Annotated in this window: 19 protein-coding genes and 1 pseudogene; 8 read left to right on the top strand and 12 right to left on the bottom strand. The window is 52.8% G+C overall.

Annotated features, from left to right (window positions below):
• Positions 1 to 9: 9 nt before the first annotated feature.
• The gene (gene flgB, locus SNL23_RS23005; protein ID WP_200624132.1) at positions 10 to 423 is read right to left on the bottom strand and encodes a flagellar basal body rod protein FlgB; all 414 of its coding nucleotides are present in this window, start codon (positions 421 to 423) and stop codon (positions 10 to 12) included.
• 398 nt (positions 424 to 821) lie between these two features.
• Here flgB and SNL23_RS23000 point away from each other — a divergent pair, with 398 nt between their 5' ends.
• The 5 genes from SNL23_RS23000 (at position 822) to SNL23_RS22980 (ending at position 5,053) form a co-directional block, all read left to right on the top strand.
• Positions 822 to 1,028, top strand: a complete 207-nt coding sequence (locus tag SNL23_RS23000) for a co-regulatory protein PtrA N-terminal domain-containing protein (protein WP_010565102.1) — start codon at positions 822 to 824, stop codon at positions 1,026 to 1,028.
• A 178-nt stretch (positions 1,029 to 1,206) separates the two neighbouring features.
• Positions 1,207 to 3,159 carry a copper resistance system multicopper oxidase gene (locus tag SNL23_RS22995; RefSeq protein WP_016963499.1) on the top strand — a complete coding sequence of 651 codons (1,953 nt, stop codon included), beginning with the start codon at positions 1,207 to 1,209 and terminating at the stop codon, positions 3,157 to 3,159.
• Positions 3,160 to 3,171: 12 nt separating this feature from the next.
• Positions 3,172 to 3,420, top strand: coding sequence for a hypothetical protein (locus SNL23_RS22990; protein ID WP_318303640.1), 249 nt, complete (start codon positions 3,172 to 3,174; stop codon positions 3,418 to 3,420).
• A complete protein-coding gene (locus SNL23_RS22985) occupies positions 3,392 to 4,456 on the top strand; it encodes a copper resistance protein B (RefSeq protein ID WP_318303638.1) in 1,065 nt (354 codons plus the stop codon). The genes SNL23_RS22990 and SNL23_RS22985 overlap by 29 nt, the downstream gene beginning before the upstream one ends.
• 129 nt (positions 4,457 to 4,585) lie before the next feature.
• Positions 4,586 to 5,053: a DUF411 domain-containing protein gene (locus SNL23_RS22980; RefSeq protein WP_318303636.1), complete on the top strand. Its 468-nt coding sequence runs from the start codon at positions 4,586 to 4,588 to the stop codon at positions 5,051 to 5,053.
• 345 nt (positions 5,054 to 5,398) lie between these two features.
• On the opposite strand, the gene SNL23_RS22975 is transcribed toward SNL23_RS22980, so the two are convergent.
• From SNL23_RS22975 to SNL23_RS22965, 3 genes are read right to left on the bottom strand one after another with little or no spacing between them, the layout of a single operon-like run.
• Positions 5,399 to 5,581 carry a DUF1289 domain-containing protein gene (locus SNL23_RS22975; protein WP_010565098.1) on the bottom strand — a complete coding sequence of 61 codons (183 nt, stop codon included), beginning with the start codon at positions 5,579 to 5,581 and terminating at the stop codon, positions 5,399 to 5,401.
• A gap of 36 nt (positions 5,582 to 5,617) precedes the next feature.
• On the bottom strand, positions 5,618 to 6,589 hold the full coding sequence (dmeF, locus tag SNL23_RS22970) for a CDF family Co(II)/Ni(II) efflux transporter DmeF (RefSeq protein ID WP_200624136.1): 972 nt from the start codon (positions 6,587 to 6,589) through the stop codon (positions 5,618 to 5,620).
• An 11-nt stretch (positions 6,590 to 6,600) separates the two neighbouring features.
• Positions 6,601 to 6,876: a metal/formaldehyde-sensitive transcriptional repressor gene (locus tag SNL23_RS22965; RefSeq protein WP_028621219.1), complete on the bottom strand. Its 276-nt coding sequence runs from the start codon at positions 6,874 to 6,876 to the stop codon at positions 6,601 to 6,603.
• A 359-nt stretch (positions 6,877 to 7,235) separates the two neighbouring features.
• On the opposite strand from SNL23_RS22965, the gene SNL23_RS22960 reads away from it, so the two are divergent.
• Complete coding sequence (locus tag SNL23_RS22960; RefSeq protein ID WP_318303633.1) at positions 7,236 to 8,552, top strand: MFS transporter; 1,317 nt, start codon at positions 7,236 to 7,238, stop codon at positions 8,550 to 8,552.
• 35 nt (positions 8,553 to 8,587) lie between these two features.
• On the opposite strand, the gene SNL23_RS22955 is transcribed toward SNL23_RS22960, so the two are convergent.
• The 4 genes from SNL23_RS22955 to SNL23_RS22940 are packed head-to-tail and all read right to left on the bottom strand — an operon-like array spanning position 8,588 to position 11,221.
• Positions 8,588 to 9,331: a TraX family protein gene (locus SNL23_RS22955; protein WP_318303632.1), complete on the bottom strand. Its 744-nt coding sequence runs from the start codon at positions 9,329 to 9,331 to the stop codon at positions 8,588 to 8,590.
• Positions 9,328 to 9,765 (bottom strand): YqaA family protein, encoded by a 438-nt coding sequence (locus tag SNL23_RS22950; RefSeq protein WP_318303631.1) that lies wholly within the window; start codon positions 9,763 to 9,765, stop codon positions 9,328 to 9,330. Before SNL23_RS22950 ends, SNL23_RS22955 begins: the two co-directional genes overlap by 4 nt.
• 12 nt (positions 9,766 to 9,777) lie before the next feature.
• Entirely contained in the window at positions 9,778 to 10,914 is a 1,137-nt protein-coding gene (locus tag SNL23_RS22945; RefSeq protein WP_318303630.1) for a nickel/cobalt efflux protein RcnA, read from the bottom strand.
• A gap of 7 nt (positions 10,915 to 10,921) precedes the next feature.
• Positions 10,922 to 11,221, bottom strand: coding sequence for a metal-sensing transcriptional repressor (locus tag SNL23_RS22940; protein ID WP_200624141.1), 300 nt, complete (start codon positions 11,219 to 11,221; stop codon positions 10,922 to 10,924).
• A 514-nt stretch (positions 11,222 to 11,735) separates the two neighbouring features.
• On the opposite strand from SNL23_RS22940, the gene SNL23_RS22935 reads away from it, so the two are divergent.
• Both SNL23_RS22935 and SNL23_RS22930 read left to right on the top strand, forming a co-directional pair.
• Positions 11,736 to 12,473 (top strand): HupE/UreJ family protein, encoded by a 738-nt coding sequence (locus SNL23_RS22935; protein ID WP_318303628.1) that lies wholly within the window; start codon positions 11,736 to 11,738, stop codon positions 12,471 to 12,473.
• A gap of 12 nt (positions 12,474 to 12,485) precedes the next feature.
• Positions 12,486 to 13,133: a transmembrane anchor protein gene (locus tag SNL23_RS22930; RefSeq protein WP_200624144.1), complete on the top strand. Its 648-nt coding sequence runs from the start codon at positions 12,486 to 12,488 to the stop codon at positions 13,131 to 13,133.
• Positions 13,134 to 13,415: 282 nt separating this feature from the next.
• Here SNL23_RS22930 and SNL23_RS22925 read toward each other — a convergent pair.
• From SNL23_RS22925 to SNL23_RS22910, 4 genes and pseudogenes are all read right to left on the bottom strand, one after another.
• Positions 13,416 to 13,801: pseudogene (locus SNL23_RS22925) on the bottom strand (KUP/HAK/KT family potassium transporter); the annotation flags it as partial.
• Positions 13,802 to 13,973: 172 nt separating this feature from the next.
• Complete coding sequence (locus tag SNL23_RS22920) at positions 13,974 to 15,299, bottom strand: OprD family porin (protein ID WP_318303626.1); 1,326 nt, start codon at positions 15,297 to 15,299, stop codon at positions 13,974 to 13,976.
• A gap of 217 nt (positions 15,300 to 15,516) precedes the next feature.
• On the bottom strand, positions 15,517 to 15,849 hold the full coding sequence (locus SNL23_RS22915) for a DUF2790 domain-containing protein (protein ID WP_318303625.1): 333 nt from the start codon (positions 15,847 to 15,849) through the stop codon (positions 15,517 to 15,519).
• A 318-nt stretch (positions 15,850 to 16,167) separates the two neighbouring features.
• The gene (locus SNL23_RS22910; protein ID WP_318303623.1) at positions 16,168 to 17,430 is read right to left on the bottom strand and encodes a hypothetical protein; all 1,263 of its coding nucleotides are present in this window, start codon (positions 17,428 to 17,430) and stop codon (positions 16,168 to 16,170) included.

The following is a 17,430-nucleotide window of genomic DNA, read 5'->3' as shown; positions in this document are numbered from 1 at the left end:
TGAGGTTTATTAGTCACCTCGTAGAGCTTTGAGTAGCCCCTTAAATGCTCCATTCAATCGAGTAAAAGCAGTTTCGAAATGAATCGAATTTTCCGTATATTTTGCGACCTCGACCTGTTGATCCACAGTATTTTGATCAATGGAAGGTTGGTTCGGCGTGCTGTAAAGCAACGCGCCGCTATGAATATCACTTGCTAATTCGTTTACGGCAATATGTTTTGGGTTTGTTGTTTTCAAAGAGAACGGAGTAGCAAAACCTCCTTTTGTCTGGCTAGCCAGGACAGCGGAAAAGTCCAAATCTCTGGCCTTAAAATTAGGAGTGTCGGCATTAGCGATATTATTGCTAAGCACCTCAGCTCGTTGGCTGCGAAAAAGTAATGCTCTTTCTGCGGAGCCAAGCGCTTTTTCAAAATTAATACTCACCGGTGGCCACCTTTAGTTACGCTAAGTTACGCTGCCATTTAACATTCCCACCTATATCAAACACTCAAGTGCTTAACGTAGTGCATCCGAGTCGAGATACAATTCAAGTGCGAACGAAAAAACGTCAAACCTCCGCGAAAGTGACCGGAAGCTTACACAACGCACAGGTAAGTTTTAAAGAATAAATGTCGGTTATGTGACGCTGGATGGCTTAGACCTTACGGACTAATCACTCTGTATCTCAAGAGAAATATCGCAACCTGACACAACTGTAATATTGGCCTAAGCTTCCTGTCAGGGGATGAGTCTTATAGTCCTATTGAGCCTCAAGCTCACCCCTTAGAGTCAACGATTGATGTGGATTCAGGGGGCATCAATACTCATCCGAGGAACCCCAAATGAATCCTATCAAAACCTTGTTCGTCATCGCTGCTCTGACCGTCTCTTCTTTGGCTATGGCCGAAGGCGGTGGTGACCGGACTTTCGCACGCATGGAAGTGGCCAGGAATAATTCGATGGAATCGTACAGAGTGGCTCAAACGCAAAATGCCCAACCTCCTGTCGCTGAAAGCAAAGCCAAGGCGATGGACCACAAGAATTGCTAAATAGCTGGGCCCTCCAAGCTGACAGAAATGTAATCACTGCGGTGGTTTAAATGTGGCAATTTCTGAACTCGCTTGCCGTAAGAGTTTGTCTTTTATGACGGTGGGCAAAGCTGATCCGGGCAACTCATGATCGGTTGTTTCGCACGGCTTCCCTTTTGACTGATTGGAAATAAACGGCATGCATTCCAAAACCTCTAGACGGACATTCGTAAAAGGCTTGGCCGCTGGTGGCATTCTCGGCGGCTTTGGCCTTTGGCGCACTCCTGTATGGGCGGTGACAAGTCCTGGTCTGCCGAGCGTACTCACCGGCAATGAATTTGATCTGTTTATTGGTGAAACCCCGGTAAACATCACCGGCTCGCCGCGAACAGCCATGACTATCAATGGATCATTGCCAGGACCTTTGCTGCGTTGGCGCGAAGGAGAGACGGTCACTCTGCGTGTAAAAAACCGCCTGGACCAAGACACCTCAATCCATTGGCACGGGATCATCCTGCCGGCCAATATGGACGGTGTACCTGGCTTGAGTTTCCATGGCATTGCACCCGACGGCATGTACGAGTACAAGTTCAAGGTTCATCAGAATGGTACGTACTGGTACCACAGCCACTCGGGCTTACAGGAGCAGGCAGGGGTTTACGGACCAATCGTTATCGACTCGAAAGAGCCTGAACCTTTTCAATACAACCGCGACTATGTGGTGATGTTGACTGACTGGACCGATGAAGATCCTAGTCGTGTCATGGCCAAGCTTAAGAAACAGTCGGGCTACTACAACCACCATAAACGCACCGTTGGTGATTTCATCGACGATGTCAGTAAGCAAGGTTGGTCAGCAACAGTAGCTGACAGGAAGATGTGGGCTGAAATGAACATGAGCCCAACCGACCTTGGAGACGTCAGCGCAGATACTTACACCTATCTCATGAATGGCCAGGCGCCCAACGGTAACTGGACCGGTATTTTCAAGCCGGGTGAGAAGCTACGCCTACGCTTTATCAACGGCTCGGCGATGAGCTATTTCGACGTCCGCATTCCTGGTTTGAAAATGACCGTTGTGGCCGCCGACGGCCAACACGTGAACCCAGTGAGCGTTGACGAATTCCGCATCGCCGTAGCTGAAACGTATGACGTGATCGTAGAGCCTGCCAGTGAAGAGGCTTACACCATCTTCGCCCAGTCTATGGATCGGACGGGTTATGCACGCGGAACCCTCGCACTTCGTGAAGGGCTAGTTGCTCAGGTACCTGCTATAGATCCACGTCCAATCGTCACTATGGATGACATGGGGATGGGCGGTATGGCTGGTATGGACCATGGCAGCATGGCCGGTATGGGCGGCGCCGAGAAGAAGTCAGGTGAAATGTCGGGCATGGCTGGCATGGACCACAGCAAGATGACCGGTATGGACCAAAGCGACATGACCGGGATGACCGGCATGGACAGCGGTGACATGACTAACATGGCGGGTATGGATCACAGCAAGATGGCGGGCATGGACAAAGGCGACATGTCCAGCATGGCCGGGATGGACCACAGCAAGATGGCTGGAATGGGTAGTGGTGATATGTCAGGGATGGCTGGCATGGGCGGTATGGGTGGAGAAATGCAGACACACCCTGCCTCCGAAACCAACAACCCCCTGGTTGACATGCAAGCCATGAATCCAACGCCAAAACTAAACGATCCTGGAATAGGCTTGCGGAATAATGGTCGTCGAGTGCTCACTTACTCCGACTTGAAAAGCACTTTCCAAGACCCTGACGGCCGCGAGCCAAATCGTACCATCGAGCTTCATTTGACCGGTCACATGGAGAAGTTTTCGTGGTCGTTTAACGGCATAAAATTCTCTGACGCCGAGCCGCTTCGCCTGAAGTACGGTGAGCGTCTGCGCATCACCTTGGTGAACGACACCATGATGACCCACCCCATCCACCTTCACGGCATGTGGAGTGACCTCGAGGATGAGAACGGCAAGTTCATGGTGCGCAAGCACACGATCGATATGCCGCCAGGTACCAAACGCAGCTATCGAGTTACCGCTGATGCCTTAGGCCGTTGGGCCTATCACTGCCACCTGCTTTTCCATATGGAAATGGGCATGTTCCGTGAAGTACGGGTTGATGAGTAAAGGAGACGATCCGTGAGCACATACCTTAATCGTAATTCCCTGGTGGGTTGCCTCTTTGCCATTGGCCTGCTGGGTGGACTCTCGTCCATGGTGCTGGCAGAGGAAAATGGCGGCGATCATTCAACCAATGTTCCTGCTACAGCAACGGACAAGCCAGCAATGACGGCGAACGATTCAAAGCTAGATCACGGGGCAATGGACAATAGCAAGATGAGCCATGAGTCGATGGATCATGACCAAAAAACCAGAAAGGCAGATTGAGATCATGACCAGTAAATTTTTACGCCCAACGTTGATGGCACTTGCAGTCTCTACCAGTCCTGCATTTTTCTTCATGGCCCAAGCTGCTGAGGAGATGGATCCGTCGATGGCGATGCCATCAAGTGCGAACGCGAAGCCTTCAACTGCGCAGAAATCCAAACCAGCCAAAGCAAAAGATGGCGCAATGGATCACTCCAAGATGGACCACGGCTCAATGGGAACTATGGACCATAACAAGATGGGGGCCATGGATCACAGCAAGATGAGCATGGACGACGGGCAAATGGACGGTATGGAAAGCATGGCTGGAGGGGCAACGACCACAAGCCGAACCCCTGTCCCCGTACTTACCGACGCTGACCGTGCAGCCGCCTTTCCAGATGTGGCAGGTCATGGTGTACACGACAAAAAAATCAACTCGTTCATCCTTCTGGATAAGTTTGAGTACCAAGACGCTGACAACGGGAGTGCGTTGGCCTGGGATGCCAAAGGGTGGATCGGCGGTGACGTTGATCGCCTGTGGCTGCGTTCGGAAGGTGAACGTACCAATGGCGTGACGGAAAACGCCGAACTCCAAGCACTCTGGGGGCACGCCATCGGTCCATGGTGGGATGTCGTCACGGGCGTTCGGCAAGACTTCAAACCCGGGTCGCCTCAAACATGGGGAGCGCTCGGTATTCAGGGCATGGCCCTCTATAACTTTGAAGCTGAAGCGACTGCCTATATCGGTGAAAACGGTCAAACCGCTGCTCGATTTGAAGGCGATTATGACATCCTGCTGACAAATCGCCTGATCTTACAGCCGACAGTCGAAGTAAACATGTATGGAAAAAATGATCCCCAGCGCGGCATAGGATCTGGATTGGCCAACACCGAAGTAGGGTTCCGGTTGCGTTACGAGATTGTTCGCCAATTTGCCCCTTATGTCGGGGTTACCTGGAATCGCTCCTACGGCAAGACCGCCGATCTGGCCAGCGATGAAGGGGAAAAGACCAACGAGGCTCGATTTGTAGCCGGTATTCGGATGTGGTTCTGAGTGGTTTGAGCAAAAGCCCTACGATTTTTGAATAACAGGGGGGCGGCTCCCCGACTCAAATATAATACCTTCAACCAAACCTTTGCAGCGGCATTCATCTCGCCGCCGCCAAGGGAAAAGGAAATATCCATGACAGGTAGCTTCCGACTCTCAAGTCGACTTCTGCGTATCGCAACGTTCGCCGCACTGTTCATCGGTTCAACCGCTCAAGCAGCACAGGCGTTGGCCATCGATGTTCACCGAGATGCTAACTGCGGATGCTGTAAGAAGTGGATTCAGCATCTTGAGGCCAATGGCTTCACCGTCATAGATCATGTAGAGACCAACATGAGTGCTGTCAAACAAGATCTGGGGGTCGCTCCACGACTCTCGTCTTGCCACACTGCGATGATCAACGGAAAGTTTGTTGAAGGTCACGTGCCTGCCGAGCAAATAATTGCGATGAGCAAACGTGACGACCTTCTCGGAATCGCCGCCCCTGGTATGCCAGCAGGTTCTCCAGGAATGGAAGTCGACGGAGTGCATGAGGCTTACCAGATCATCGGCCGGTACAAAGCTGGCACAGATCAGGTCATTGCTGAATACCCCGAAAACTAAACCCCCCGATCCCTCCCGTTACAGCATGGTCACCGTTCATGGCCATGCAGTGGGACTTGCTCTGTCGACATTATTCTCAAACAATTCGCCAAGGACGATCAGCAACAGTTGTACAGGCGCACTGAAACCACATCGGATAACCCCGCACCGCTGTCCTCAATAACAATTTGAGATGAGTTCAAGTAATTGGTGATGACGCCGTGCTCCGTATGCTGACACGCACTGCGCAGCAGATTGCTGACCGCGATAGTGATCGGTTTGGAAATGGCGTTGCCCCTCAGCTTGCCCTCCCAAACCAGGACATCTGTCTCGGCTGAAAAAGTTGAAAATGTAAATGACGGTGGTTTAAGAGTTCTTTTTTTGCAGGCTTTTCAGGCGCAGGGTCGCCCGTTGTACAGAGGCCATTTTTTCTGGACGCTTCATTCGTTTCCATTTTTTGATGTCTTCCTTGGTGCGACCGCAGCTGACGCACAGTTCGCTGTTCAGCTGGCAAACAGAGATACAGGGATTTTCGATGTCCTTGGCCATTGTTCAATTCCTCGTCGAACTCTACGTGCTACGGGTTCATTGCGAAGCAAGCACGGCGAGCTGATCGGGTGAATCAGCGACCAACTTCGTGCGGTACTCAACTGTCAAATGAGTGATCTCATGAACCGTTGCAAGCCGTTCTCGTATGTTTTCCGCATTCACTGCTGGGCTGCCCAGAACACTCACAATCGCAGCGCGGGCTTGCGGCCCCACCTGCCAGACATGAAGATCAATGATCGAAGCATCTCCCGGTTGCTCAACCAGTTCACGAATCTCTTCAGCGACATGATCATCTGTCTGATCGAGCAATACACCCGCAGTCACCCGCATCAACGACCAAGCCCAGCGCGCAATGACAACTGCACCCACAATCCCCATTGCAGGATCGAGCCATACCCAGCCAAGGTATCGACCAGCAAGCAGTGCTGCGATGGCCAGAACCGAAGTCAGTGCATCTGCAATGACGTGAACGTAAGCAGAGCGCAAATTATTGTCGTGACCATGCGCATGGTGAGATTCATCGTGGCCGTGGTCATGCCCATGGTGATGATCATGACCACCAGACAGCAAAAGCGCGCTCACCACATTCACTGCTAATCCTACAATTGCGATAAAAGTCGCTGTTCCGAATTGCACTTGAGTCGGTTGAAAGAGACGAAATAGCGACTCTCCGGCAATTCCCAAGGAGACCAGTCCCAAAATCAGAGCAGAGGCGAAGCCACCCAGGTCTCCCACCTTGCCAGTTCCAAAACTGTAGCGCGCACTTGAGGCATGTCTTTTTGCGTAACCGTAAGCAGCTGCGGCTATGCCAAGTGCTCCGGCGTGCGTTGCCATGTGAAAACCATCTGCCAGCAATGCCATTGAGCCAGTGAGATAACCGGCAGTGATTTCAGCAACCATCATTACGACGGTCAGAGCCACTACCCACAAGGTTCGCTTGGCGTTTTCTTCATGTGATTTCCCAAGGAACATATGGTCGTGGGAATAGTCGATGTACGCATTACTCATTTGGGTAAATCCTATTTGGAATAGCGGCGAATGGCTTCGAGAAGCTCATCGACGCCTTTCGCTCTTTCTTCGTTGCTGAGTGTCGGATTCGCGACGTGTTCACGAGCGTGGTCTTCGATGATTTCATCCATCAGCCCATTGATAGCGCCACGGGTCGAAGCGACCAAAAGCAAGGTTTTCGAGCAGTCATCATCAGAGTCGAGTGCTCGCTCAATCGCCTGGATTTGCCCAGCGATTCGCTTCACGCGCTTAAGAAGATTGTCTTTGCTCGATCTCACATGACCCATACCATACCCCCCCTACCTATAATAAAAATATGATCACACGTTCCAACTAGCCATACAACCCAGGGAGCAAATACATCCGACCGGCAGCGTTGCAGCATTTGAACGCTGCAATCGAAACATTGAGCACGTCGCCTCGCCTTGCAGAACCAGTACAAGCCGTATGGGCAGGCCCGCACTCCAGTAATTCAATAGATAACGTATCGCCTATTTCTTGAGCTGCCATGGTCTATGGTTTAGGATCGAACCATATCCTCCCTGGGAGGATGCTCGCGCTCTTTAGAGACGAAACCAGCTGATTGCGTCTGTTCGTAAAAAGTCGGTAGCCACCTGCTTACGTACTTCGCCAATTGAGATATTTCATGTTGAAAATCTTAGCCAACCGAACCTACCGTCATCTCTTTCTCGCCCAAGTGATCGCGCTCGTAGGTACTGGTCTTGCCACAGTCGCGCTGGGCCTACTGGCGTTCGATCTCGCAGGAGCCCAAGCGGGCGCTGTCCTCGGTACGGCGTTAGCGATCAAAATGACGGCCTACATCGGCGTAGCCCCCATTGCAGCCGCTTTTGCAGAGCGCCTGCCCCGTCGGGCAATGCTGGTATCGCTGGATCTGGTGCGAGCACTGGTCGCGCTCGCTCTGCCGTTTGTGACGGAAGTCTGGCAGATCTACGTTCTGATTTTTGTTCTCCAGTCAGCCTCGGCAGCGTTTACCCCTACGTTCCAGGCGACCATTCCAGACATCCTGCCCGACGAGGACGACTACACCCGCGCCTTGTCGCTATCGCGTCTGGCCTACGATCTCGAAAGTGTCGCCAGCCCGATGCTCGCCGCCACGTTGCTGACCGTGATCAGCTTTCATAACCTGTTCGCCGGCACCGTCATCGGGTTTCTCGCCTCGGCGGCCCTTGTCTCCACAGTGCTTCTGCCAAAGGCGAAGCCAACGCCGCGACGGAGCATCTACGAACGAACCACCCGAGGCATGCGTATATTCCTGGCCACACCTCGCTTGCGAGGGCTGTTGGCTCTCAATCTGACGGTAGCGGCCGCCAGTGCGATGGTCATCGTCAACACGGTGGTGCTGGTGCAGTCGCGCTTCGCTCTGCCGCAGAGTTCTACGGCATTGGCGCTGGCTGCGTTTGGTGGCGGCTCGATGGTCGCGGCCCTGGTCTTGCCTCGACTCTTAAAAAACATCAAAGACCGAACGGCCATGCTGTTTGGCGGAGGAATATTGGTCGCGGGTTTAGCGGTTGGCATCAACCTGACCACCTATAACTTACTGCTGCCGCTGTGGATGGTGCTCGGGCTTGGCTACTCCCTAGCCCAGACTCCGAGCGGTCGACTGTTGCGTCGCTCGGCACATGCCGAAGATCGCCCGGCGTTGTTTGCCGCCCAATTTGCTCTATCCCATGCCTGCTGGTTGATTACCTACCCATTGGCGGGATGGCTGGGTGCCAATATCAGCCTCACCGCATCGTTTGTTGGGCTAGCTGTCGTGGCAGGCAGCGCACTGGTGATCAGCATGGTGATCTGGCGCCCTGCTCATGACCAAGAGACGATAAAACACACCCATGAGAACCTGTCAGACGATCACACACACCTAGAAGGTCAGGATGGCGTCGATCACGAACACCTGTATGTGATCGATGATCAGCATCGCCGATGGCCAGATAGACGTCAGTGAGTTCCTAGGATCTGCTAAGGCTGGTTGGTCAGCCTTCAGACCAGAAGACGTAGCGCTTGCAGAGCGACAAGATGGCCAGGATAGAACCAATAACCCCATTGCCGCACAGGCCAGACCTTGAAGATGAATGTTTGACGTAGAAGCCAGAGTCCAATCAGGGGGGCAACGAACGCAGTGCTCAAAGCCAACATTGAATAGATTTCCAAGTCCAACGCCCTGGTTACGATGCTACTGCGGGTATTGCTCAACAGGCATAGAGCCGCTGGCAGCAACCAAAGAGCACCGGGGGTTTTTATTGATACTAAGACAGCCGCTGGAACAAGTGAACCGTAGAAGCCGTACATCAGAGAATCATCCAGCACGTAGGCAACAGCGGCGGCCATCAACGCGATAGCGCCGCTCAACAAGGTGCGATGTTGCCATCCCAAGGCAATCACCAGCCCCAATGCAAGCGTCACCAACACATTGAATGATCCCGAGGTGCTGATGTAGCGATAAAGCACTTCTGAAATGGCGGCAAAAAACAGCATCAACGCAAGGTATCGACCATTCGTCGCCGTCAGCAATTCGCCCGGTTTGGAGCGCGCTACGTTGGCCGCAATGGCGACACAGAACAGCGGAAAGGAAAGCCTACCCGGAATGAACAGGTTGCTCATTTCCGGCCACACCAATCGTAAGTGGTCGATAACCATTTTGAGCATTGCCAGCCACTTGATCAGATCCAGGCTACTGCTTCGACTCTTGAGTGGGGAGAGCGGGGTTGTATGAGCCGTCTTCATGTCCACCCCAGCGTGACGGCGGTCAGCACGAGATAACGCATGCCCTTGGCAAGGGTGACGATCAGTAGGAAACTCCAGAGTGGTTCGCGCATGACTCCGGCGACTACCGTCAGCGGATCGCCAATGATGGGCACCCAGCTCAGCAACAGTGACCAGCGCCCGTAGCGCAGATAGGAGTGCTGGGCTTTTTCTAACTTGCTCTCGCTCAAGGGGAACCAGGGCTTGTGGCGGAATCGCTCAACAGAACGGCCCAGAAGCCAGTTCAGTGCGGAGCCAAGAACGTTGCCAAAAGTGGCGACCGCCAAGAGTGTAGATACGACGTATCGGTCGGAGAGCAACATTCCGACCAGCACGGCTTCAGACTGCATTGGCAATAACGTGGCGGCACCGAATGCAGCCAGGAAAAGGCCAACGTAGCTGGTGAGTTCGAACACTCAGACGTCGCCTTATGCGTTCAGGCCGATCCAGCCATGGAAGCCAACGTACAGACCAACACCGATGATCAGCACGCTGGACAGATAAGGGGCTCGACGCGCGACGGTGCCCATCCAAGGCCAGCGGTTGGAGGCCTGCTTGGCGCCAATTGCGGCGGCTGCACCGACGGTTACCAGTGTGAGCGCCAGACCAATACTGAAGCACAGGACTAGCACGCCACCCAACGCGACTTCTTTGACCTGAAGGCAGAGCAGCAGAACAGTAATGGCCGCTGGGCAAGGAATGAGCCCCCCCGTCAAACCGAACATGATGATCTGTCCCGTGGTGACCTCACGATTGGTGAATCGCTTGCGGATATCGTTGGCATGGGCACGCTCATGCGCATCCTGATAACCATCAATCGATAACTCCAACCCTTCCAGTTCTGAATGCGCGTGCCCGTGATCATGCTCCTGGAATTCCAAGTCGTAATCATGGGAATGGCCGGCATGGCCCAGACTCAAGCGTGCACTGAATTCATGGGGTTCCGGGATATTGACCGTAGACTCCAGGAAACCTTCGCGCTCAACAAATGAGAAGGTTTGCGTAATGCCATCAGGGCGGGTCGTCATCAAGCGAACGTCTGATGCTGACCAAGTATGCCCACTCAACGTTTTCACACGCCAGTGGGGAGGTATCCCCTCCTCGAATATCGACAGTTCTACGCGGCCATGGCCGGTATCAATTCGATGGGTTTCATCATGATGACCATGGTTATGCTCACCGTGGTGGTGATCATCACCTTGCTCGAACTCGAACATCTGCTCACCACGCCAGGTACGCCACAGCATCCAGAGCGCAATCACAATGATCAGGGCAGAGGACGCGAGCTGGAAGTACGGCTCCGTGGTTTGAGCGTCCAGGCCTTTGCCCAGATACATACCGCCGATGGCGACCAACCACACTACAGCGGTGTGCGACAGCGTCGCGGCCAGGCCCAACAATACGGCCTGTTTTACCGAGCCCCGGATGGCCACGATAAAGGCCGCCATCATGGTTTTTGAGTGGCCTGGTTCCAGGCCATGCAAGGCTCCGAGCAGAATGGCACTCGGAAAGTACAGCCAGGCGTGAGAACCACCCTGTTGCAAGAGTTCAGCGAAGTTGGGCATGTCAGACCTAGAGGTACTTGGTGATTTGTTTGAAAGCTTCTAGCGGAGCGCGCTCGCCGTTGTTCAGGGCCGACACGGTGTCCTCCAGACAGTGATCAATGTGATCCTGGATGAGCGTTCGCTTGGCCTGACATACTGCCTTCTCAACGGCATGCAACTGCTGAGCAATGTCCACACACTCACGACCCTCTTCGATCATGGTGATGATGCCGCGTAAATGGCCGTCCGCCCGCTTGAGGCGCTTAATGATTGCCTCGTGACTTTGGTGGGTGTGGGGATGGCTATGTTCGTGTTCTTGCTCACTCATGACTTGAGCCTCGGGCCTCAATGAATTACGCTGGCATCCTATCCCCCCCAGGGGGATATGGTCAAACGTATTGCGAACACGACAAACGAGTTAGAACCCCGGACACTATGCTCAGCAGATCCCTGACAACGACAGTGGTATTCGTGCTTGCTCTCGCCATGTTTATGGCTTGGGCTGGGCATGCCTATACGTTGTCGGTAACGACGACGTCACCTGCCTGGGAGATCGCGCAAGACACCTATCACGCCCATGACGGGCAGGCGGAGATGTCGAGCTTGAGCTACTCGGATCACTACCATTCCCCGCTGACTCCTGACCATCAGCATGAGACGCCGCAGCTCACCTCCGACTTGAGTTTGGCGGCACAACCAAAGCTCTCCATGCGAGTCGATGCCCCTCAATATTCCGTTCCTCGTCCGCCGATTTTCTTGATCGAGCGTCCACCCCGTCCGTCGTTCGCCTCCTGACCATGGCCGCACTGCGGCCTTCGATCTATGCAACGTAGGATTGATCTATGCATTCGCACTCGATGAGCGGCGTTGTCGCATTCACTGCGCCATCGCACCGCCCGCTACTGCTGTTGTTTTTACTTGTCGCTGCACTTTTCCTCGGGATGCCCGAGGCGATGGCTCACGCCGTCGCGGAAGGTGACAAGGGCTTCATCCAAGAAAATTCCGGCGTAATGTTGCTGCCCTTCATCTACATGGGCGCCAAGCACATGATGACGGGCTACGACCACCTGCTGTTTCTGTTCGGGGTGATCTTCTTCCTCTACCGCCTGAAAGACGTGGGGCTCTACGTCACGCTGTTTGCTGTAGGCCACTCGGTCACGCTGCTGCTTGGCGTACTGACCGAGGTCAGCATCAGCTCCTACATCATCGACGCTATCATCGGTTTTTCGGTGGTGTACAAAGCGCTCGATAACCTGGGTGCGTTCCAGCGCTGGTTCGGTGTCCAACCCAACACCAAGGTGGCCACGCTGATCTTCGGCCTGCTCCATGGATTCGGGCTGGCCACCAAGATCCAAGAGTACGAAATCTCGCCTGATGGCCTGATTCCGAACCTGATCGCATTCAACGTCGGCGTCGAGATCGGCCAATTGCTGGCTCTCAGCGCGATTCTCATTCTGATGGGGTATTGGCGGCGCACCGGCAGTTTCTGGCGCCACGCCTATACCGCCAACGTCGCCATGATGAGTGCTGGTTTCCTGCTGATGGGTTACCAGATCACCGGCCTGTTTGTCTCTGCGTAAGGAATTCTGACCATGTTCAATACTCCGCTTCCAACTGTTAATGAATTGCCAAGCACTCGCAAACTGGTGCGTTCGACCGTCATTGCACTGCTGACTGCCGTCGGCCTGCTGGTGACCGTTGTCATGCCTTCGGAATACGCCGTTGATCCAACGGGTGTGGGCCGAGCACTGGGGCTGACCCAAATGGGCGAACTGAAGATCATCCTTGCCCAAGAGGCTTTAGCGGATGCAGCTCCGCAGCAAGCATCAGCTCCAGCTCCAGCTCCAGCTCCGCATGTTGCGCAAGTTCAACCAGTTGCGAAACCTGCCCCTCAACCTGAAGCAACATCAACTCCTGCTTTGAAGGCGACCCAAATCACCGTAACGCTCAAGCCTGGTGAGGGGAAAGAAATCAAACTGGAAGTGCTGAAGGGCAAGACTGTCATCTATGAATGGACAGCATTTGGTGGGCCTGTGAACTACGACACCCATGGCGAGCCCTTCAACGGGGTAAAGGGTTACTTCCACAGCTACAACAAGGGCAAGCAGGTCAAAAGTGATAAAGGTGAATTCACCGCCATTTTTGACGGCACCCATGGTTGGTTTTGGCGTAATCGCAGCGACAGCGACGTGACCATCTCACTGAAAACGGCCGGCGATTACTTAAGCGTCAAACAGTAATTCGAAGCGCGCTGAATGTTCTATTTCCGAAAATGCAGCGTTCAGCCTGACCACAGACCATTTATCTCATCCATTTTTTGAAGAGTCATTCCATGAAAACTCCAGCAACGCTGATTCGTTCGATGCTCCTGATCTGCTTTCTTGGCCTGATGACGGCATGCGGTGGCGGTGGCGGTGAGAAAGGAACAACCTCCGAGAGCGCTGAGCACGGACACGCACACGAATAACACCCTGAATCAAACGAGGCCGCATATGCGGCCTTGTTTGTTTCTATATCTCAACCTACGTACCCAGTTCTATCACTCGGTTCAGCGGCAGATTAAAGTATTTAAGGTTGCCGTTGACGTTCTTCAATAGAAAAGTGAACAAGCTTTCTCGCCAACGAGCCATCCCGATACGCTTGATCGGAATAACCGTTTCACGGCTAAGGACGTAGGTAGAATGCATCGGGCAGAAATCCAGCTCATTCAAGTGTCAGAGACTCAAGGCTGCGGGTACGTCAGGCTCCACGATAAAGCCAAAGTGCAGGCTAACCCGGGAAAATCCTTCACCATAAGCATCAACTTCAAACCGCCGATCATCTGGCACGCACGGCTGTCTCCAGGTTCCACAGTTGGTAACACCACCTGCTCGTGCAGAACTTGTTTATGCAATAGATTGTGCGAAAGCGTACGAAGGGCAACATCAGCACTGGAATGACAGCCGGGACATACCAACAGTTATGTCAATCCACAAAAAAAGGCGCCACTAGGGCGCCTAAGCCGTCTCCAAAACCAAAGGAGAAACAAAGAGACGGGTGTATCTGGTAATCGGACACCTGGTGCCGAGGGCTAGTGCCCGTTAAAGGAGTTGCAGTGGATATTCGACAATCAGTCGGACCTCGTCCAAATCAGATTCGAAATCGGTGGCTCGTGTCGTTGCCTGGCGAACACGCAAAGACATGTCCTTCAGAGAACCTGACTGGATGACGTACTTAGCCTCAATGTCTCGCTCCCAACGCTTTTGGTCCTGTACTGGGGCACCATCCGCTCCGCGACGCATGTACACGCTGTTCGCGTTGGAATAGTCCGCGTCCCAACCCTTCGCGTAACGAGTCATGAAGCTAAGACCGGGGATGCCGAAAGCCTGCATATCTAGATCATAGCGTAGCTGCAAAGATTGCTCTTTCGGGGAGTTGAAGTCGCTGTACTGAATAGAGTTATCCAAGAAAATCGAATCTGATTGACGTAGGTAGTCAAAGTCGTCGTTGCCATTGTTACGCTGATACCCGACGGTCACCGTATGAGCTCCGAATTTGACCCCGGTCTTGCCGCTCCAGATGTTGTTATCGAAGCTCCCCAGAAGTTTTTTTCCCTCATCAACGGCTCGGTAATAATTAAAGCCACCAATCAGCGATACGCTGTCTGAGAGTGGATAGCTCAATGAGGTGCCCGCGTAATACTGGTTCCAAACATCCTTGAATTGGCTGGTGTAAAGACTTACACCTACGTGCTCATTGACGGTGTAATCGCCCCCTAGATAAGCAATCCACGGAGCATCAACCGCCCCGGCGTAGAAAGTCGAAAAGCCATCACGCATGCCACTGGAGTTGGGTTGGCTCATCGCATGCAGCCGACCACCCTGAAGGGTCAGGTCTTTGATGCTGGTGTTGGTAAACGTTGCACCACGGAAACTTTCCGGGAGGAGTCGGGAATCCCCATACGCCACGACAGGAGTCGACGGAAAGACATCCCCTACCTTGACGACTGTATCCAGGAAACGGACCTTTGCGGCGCCGCCTACTTTTGAATAGGAGTCTTCAGGTTGGCCTTTACTGTTGTGCGGCAAGACATCGACTGAACTTCGAGCTCCTGAGCGACCATCGCCTGAGTCAAGCTTGAGGCCTTCCATTGCAAACGCATCGATGCCGAACCCGACGGCGCCTTGTGTAAAACCAGACTCAAAACGACCGATAATGCCATGAGCCCACTCTGCTGAGTAGCCATTGCCCGTAGGACTTGACTGGCCTTTTCGATAATCTCGATTGAAATAAAGATTTCGATTGAGAATACTAAAGGTGCTCCCCTCAATGAACCCTTCAGGCTTTTGTTCAACGCCCACTGCAACTTGCCCCATGCTCATGCCAAGGGCAATGAGAGAAAGACCGTAAAAGCTTTTATTGTTCATTTAACACTCCAGGCTTTAGCTTGGCAGAGTTTCTTTGTGAAATATTTTTATCATTATAAAAGCCACCGGCACGTGAGGGTTTCCTCTACGCGCCGGCAGACATAATTTCATACAATAGATAACTCCAGCGTGACCTGAAAATTACTTCTATGTCAGCGAACAGTAAGCATGCCTAAAAATATATCGAGTAGTCTGGTGCAGACATCGCTTATCTCTACTAGCTTCCGTGCGGGCAGTTTGTGCCCATGACCATGTACTCCAAGGTGTTGAGCTTGCCCGCCGAATCTTCATATGTCATGCGCGAAGGGCCTACGCTACAGGTTTTGTTAGCTTGCGTGACACTGACCACCTTCTGAACATCGAGGTTCATGCCATATTTATAATGCACAACTTCAGGTGCCGTCTTTCCGTTTTTTAAGGCGTACTGCTCCATCGCCTTCTGGTTCTCTTGCATCATTCGACCATAAACACGGTCACCGCCTCCTTCAGCCATGGCCAAAGAAGACAAGGTCAAAATGGAAGCGGCAAAAAACACTTTTAATGATTTCATGATTTTCTCCTAGAGTTCACTTACTTCTGACTAGAGGATAATCAATGATGCCTTTCAGAAAGCTGCCGCCAATATTACATATGTGTAAGGTGTCCCATAGTACTCGTGAGCTCGACTATTAAAAATTTAACTTTTTAGCGGAGTACGCTGAATGCGTCATACGAGCATCAGAAATCAACTCGCGTTCCACATGGAGTATCTACAAGCTTTTTATTAAAAACTACATATCCTCCAGCTCATGGAGAGGTGCTTTACCGCTCCAGGTGGATAAGTCGTCTGCGCGCAGCTAGATGAGACAGCGAACGTACTACAAAAGCCTTATGGGCTGAGAAAATTAGGGGCTATGTTGAGCACCGAAAACACAATCGATAGGCTGGTCTTTAACAGCCATACAAAATCGTCCCTGTATTTTATCGCGGCCAGCAGCAAAGCCCCGACGATTGGCAGCAGGGACAGCGCCTTCAGCAACCGAAAGGTCCTGGTGAGGGTTCGGCCCTGCTTGTCGACTTGGTCGATGGTGATCCTGAGCAAGCCCTGAAGTTTCGGGGGATAGGTTTTTATCTTGTCCTTAAAATCATCGAAGATGACATTGAAGCTGTGCAGCAGGCGCTCCGTTTGCAGCATTTGATTTTGAAGGATCGCAAGCAGCACCACAGAGACCACTGCCAGCCCAAGGACAAGGATAAAACCTTCGAATCTTGAGGTTGTTTTCTCCAGAACGACCAAACCCGCTAACGATATCGGCAGGGCGAGCATCTTGCCGGCGATGTCGCCCAGCACCCCGCTAAGCTTAGTGCCATAGTCAATTTCAGCTTGGGCCACCTCGCGCCGGGCCCGCTCAAACGAGAAGCTATAGACATAGGTTTGCAGATTCGCACGGTACGTGGCGAGGACCTCCCGCCACTCCCGCACGATCACCAAGAACAGATTCGGCTCGCTCTCAAACTTCTCGATGACGCTAGCCACCGCCATCCGAATCATTAATTTTCGTTCGGAGAGGTGTGCCTTGTTTTCGTTTTTTCGATTGAGTATTTCTTCCAACAAGCTCAGGTGGTTGAGCTCATAGTCAAGAACCTCGATGTCAACCTGAGTAGGCAACAGAAAAGTTCTCGGAGGCTTAGCCCCATCAGGAGGCAAGGCAAAGAACAGATTATAACCATCTTGGCTGCTGTCTTTGTCGACACCGATCGCTAGCAGTGCAAGCAGCTCGATCAGCCGGCAGATGCGTCTGAGCGCCTTAATCGTCGGAGGTTCAGTGTCATCACTGTCCGCCCAACTGAGCTCAACAATGTATACGTTGCTCGGGAATTGGCCCTTGCCCAGTGAGCCATTGCGAGCGACAAATTCGCCTAAGTTAGTGTAGAACCGGCCCGACTCGTTCGATGGCAAGCGGAACTCAATATCGAGAGAGTCTGCTTCTTCAGAGCAATGCTCGAACTTGCCATAGGCTGCGGGAAGGCCATCACACATTCGCAACGCACCGATAATGTCAGGCGTTGGCCTCCCCTCATAGCGGATGACCCCGTCCTCAATGGCGGGCGCTCCGATGGCGCGGTAAAGAGCTACCACATTAGAAAACAT

Source organism: Pseudomonas sp. SED1, from assembly GCF_034044025.1.
Classification (GTDB): domain Bacteria; phylum Pseudomonadota; class Gammaproteobacteria; order Pseudomonadales; family Pseudomonadaceae; genus Aquipseudomonas.
Note: the sequence above shows the minus strand (reverse complement) of the source record. Positions and strands in the feature narration are given on the sequence as shown.

Bases quoted from the DNA above. Each gene is read 5' to 3' on its own strand.
- SNL23_RS22985 (WP_318303638.1), top strand. From the start codon at position 3,392: ATGACCAAAAAACCAGAAAGGCAGATTGAGATCATGACCAGTAAATTT.
- SNL23_RS22935 (WP_318303628.1), top strand. From the start codon at position 11,736: ATGCATTCGCACTCGATGAGCGGCGTTGTCGCATTCACTGCGCCATCG.
- SNL23_RS22955 (WP_318303632.1), bottom strand. From the start codon at position 9,331: ATGAAGACGGCTCATACAACCCCGCTCTCCCCACTCAAGAGTCGAAGC.
- dmeF (WP_200624136.1), bottom strand. From the start codon at position 6,589: ATGAGTAATGCGTACATCGACTATTCCCACGACCATATGTTCCTTGGG.
- SNL23_RS22940 (WP_200624141.1), bottom strand. From the start codon at position 11,221: ATGAGTGAGCAAGAACACGAACATAGCCATCCCCACACCCACCAAAGT.
- SNL23_RS22910 (WP_318303623.1), bottom strand. From the start codon at position 17,430: ATGTTTTCTAATGTGGTAGCTCTTTACCGCGCCATCGGAGCGCCCGCC.
- SNL23_RS22975 (WP_010565098.1), bottom strand. From the start codon at position 5,581: ATGGCCAAGGACATCGAAAATCCCTGTATCTCTGTTTGCCAGCTGAAC.
- SNL23_RS22930 (WP_200624144.1), top strand. From the start codon at position 12,486: ATGTTCAATACTCCGCTTCCAACTGTTAATGAATTGCCAAGCACTCGC.
- SNL23_RS22920 (WP_318303626.1), bottom strand. From the start codon at position 15,299: ATGAACAATAAAAGCTTTTACGGTCTTTCTCTCATTGCCCTTGGCATG.
- SNL23_RS22945 (WP_318303630.1), bottom strand. From the start codon at position 10,914: ATGCCCAACTTCGCTGAACTCTTGCAACAGGGTGGTTCTCACGCCTGG.
- SNL23_RS22965 (WP_028621219.1), bottom strand. From the start codon at position 6,876: ATGGGTCATGTGAGATCGAGCAAAGACAATCTTCTTAAGCGCGTGAAG.
- SNL23_RS22980 (WP_318303636.1), top strand. From the start codon at position 4,586: ATGACAGGTAGCTTCCGACTCTCAAGTCGACTTCTGCGTATCGCAACG.
- SNL23_RS22960 (WP_318303633.1), top strand. From the start codon at position 7,236: ATGTTGAAAATCTTAGCCAACCGAACCTACCGTCATCTCTTTCTCGCC.
- SNL23_RS22915 (WP_318303625.1), bottom strand. From the start codon at position 15,849: ATGAAATCATTAAAAGTGTTTTTTGCCGCTTCCATTTTGACCTTGTCT.
- SNL23_RS22995 (WP_016963499.1), top strand. From the start codon at position 1,207: ATGCATTCCAAAACCTCTAGACGGACATTCGTAAAAGGCTTGGCCGCT.
- SNL23_RS23000 (WP_010565102.1), top strand. From the start codon at position 822: ATGAATCCTATCAAAACCTTGTTCGTCATCGCTGCTCTGACCGTCTCT.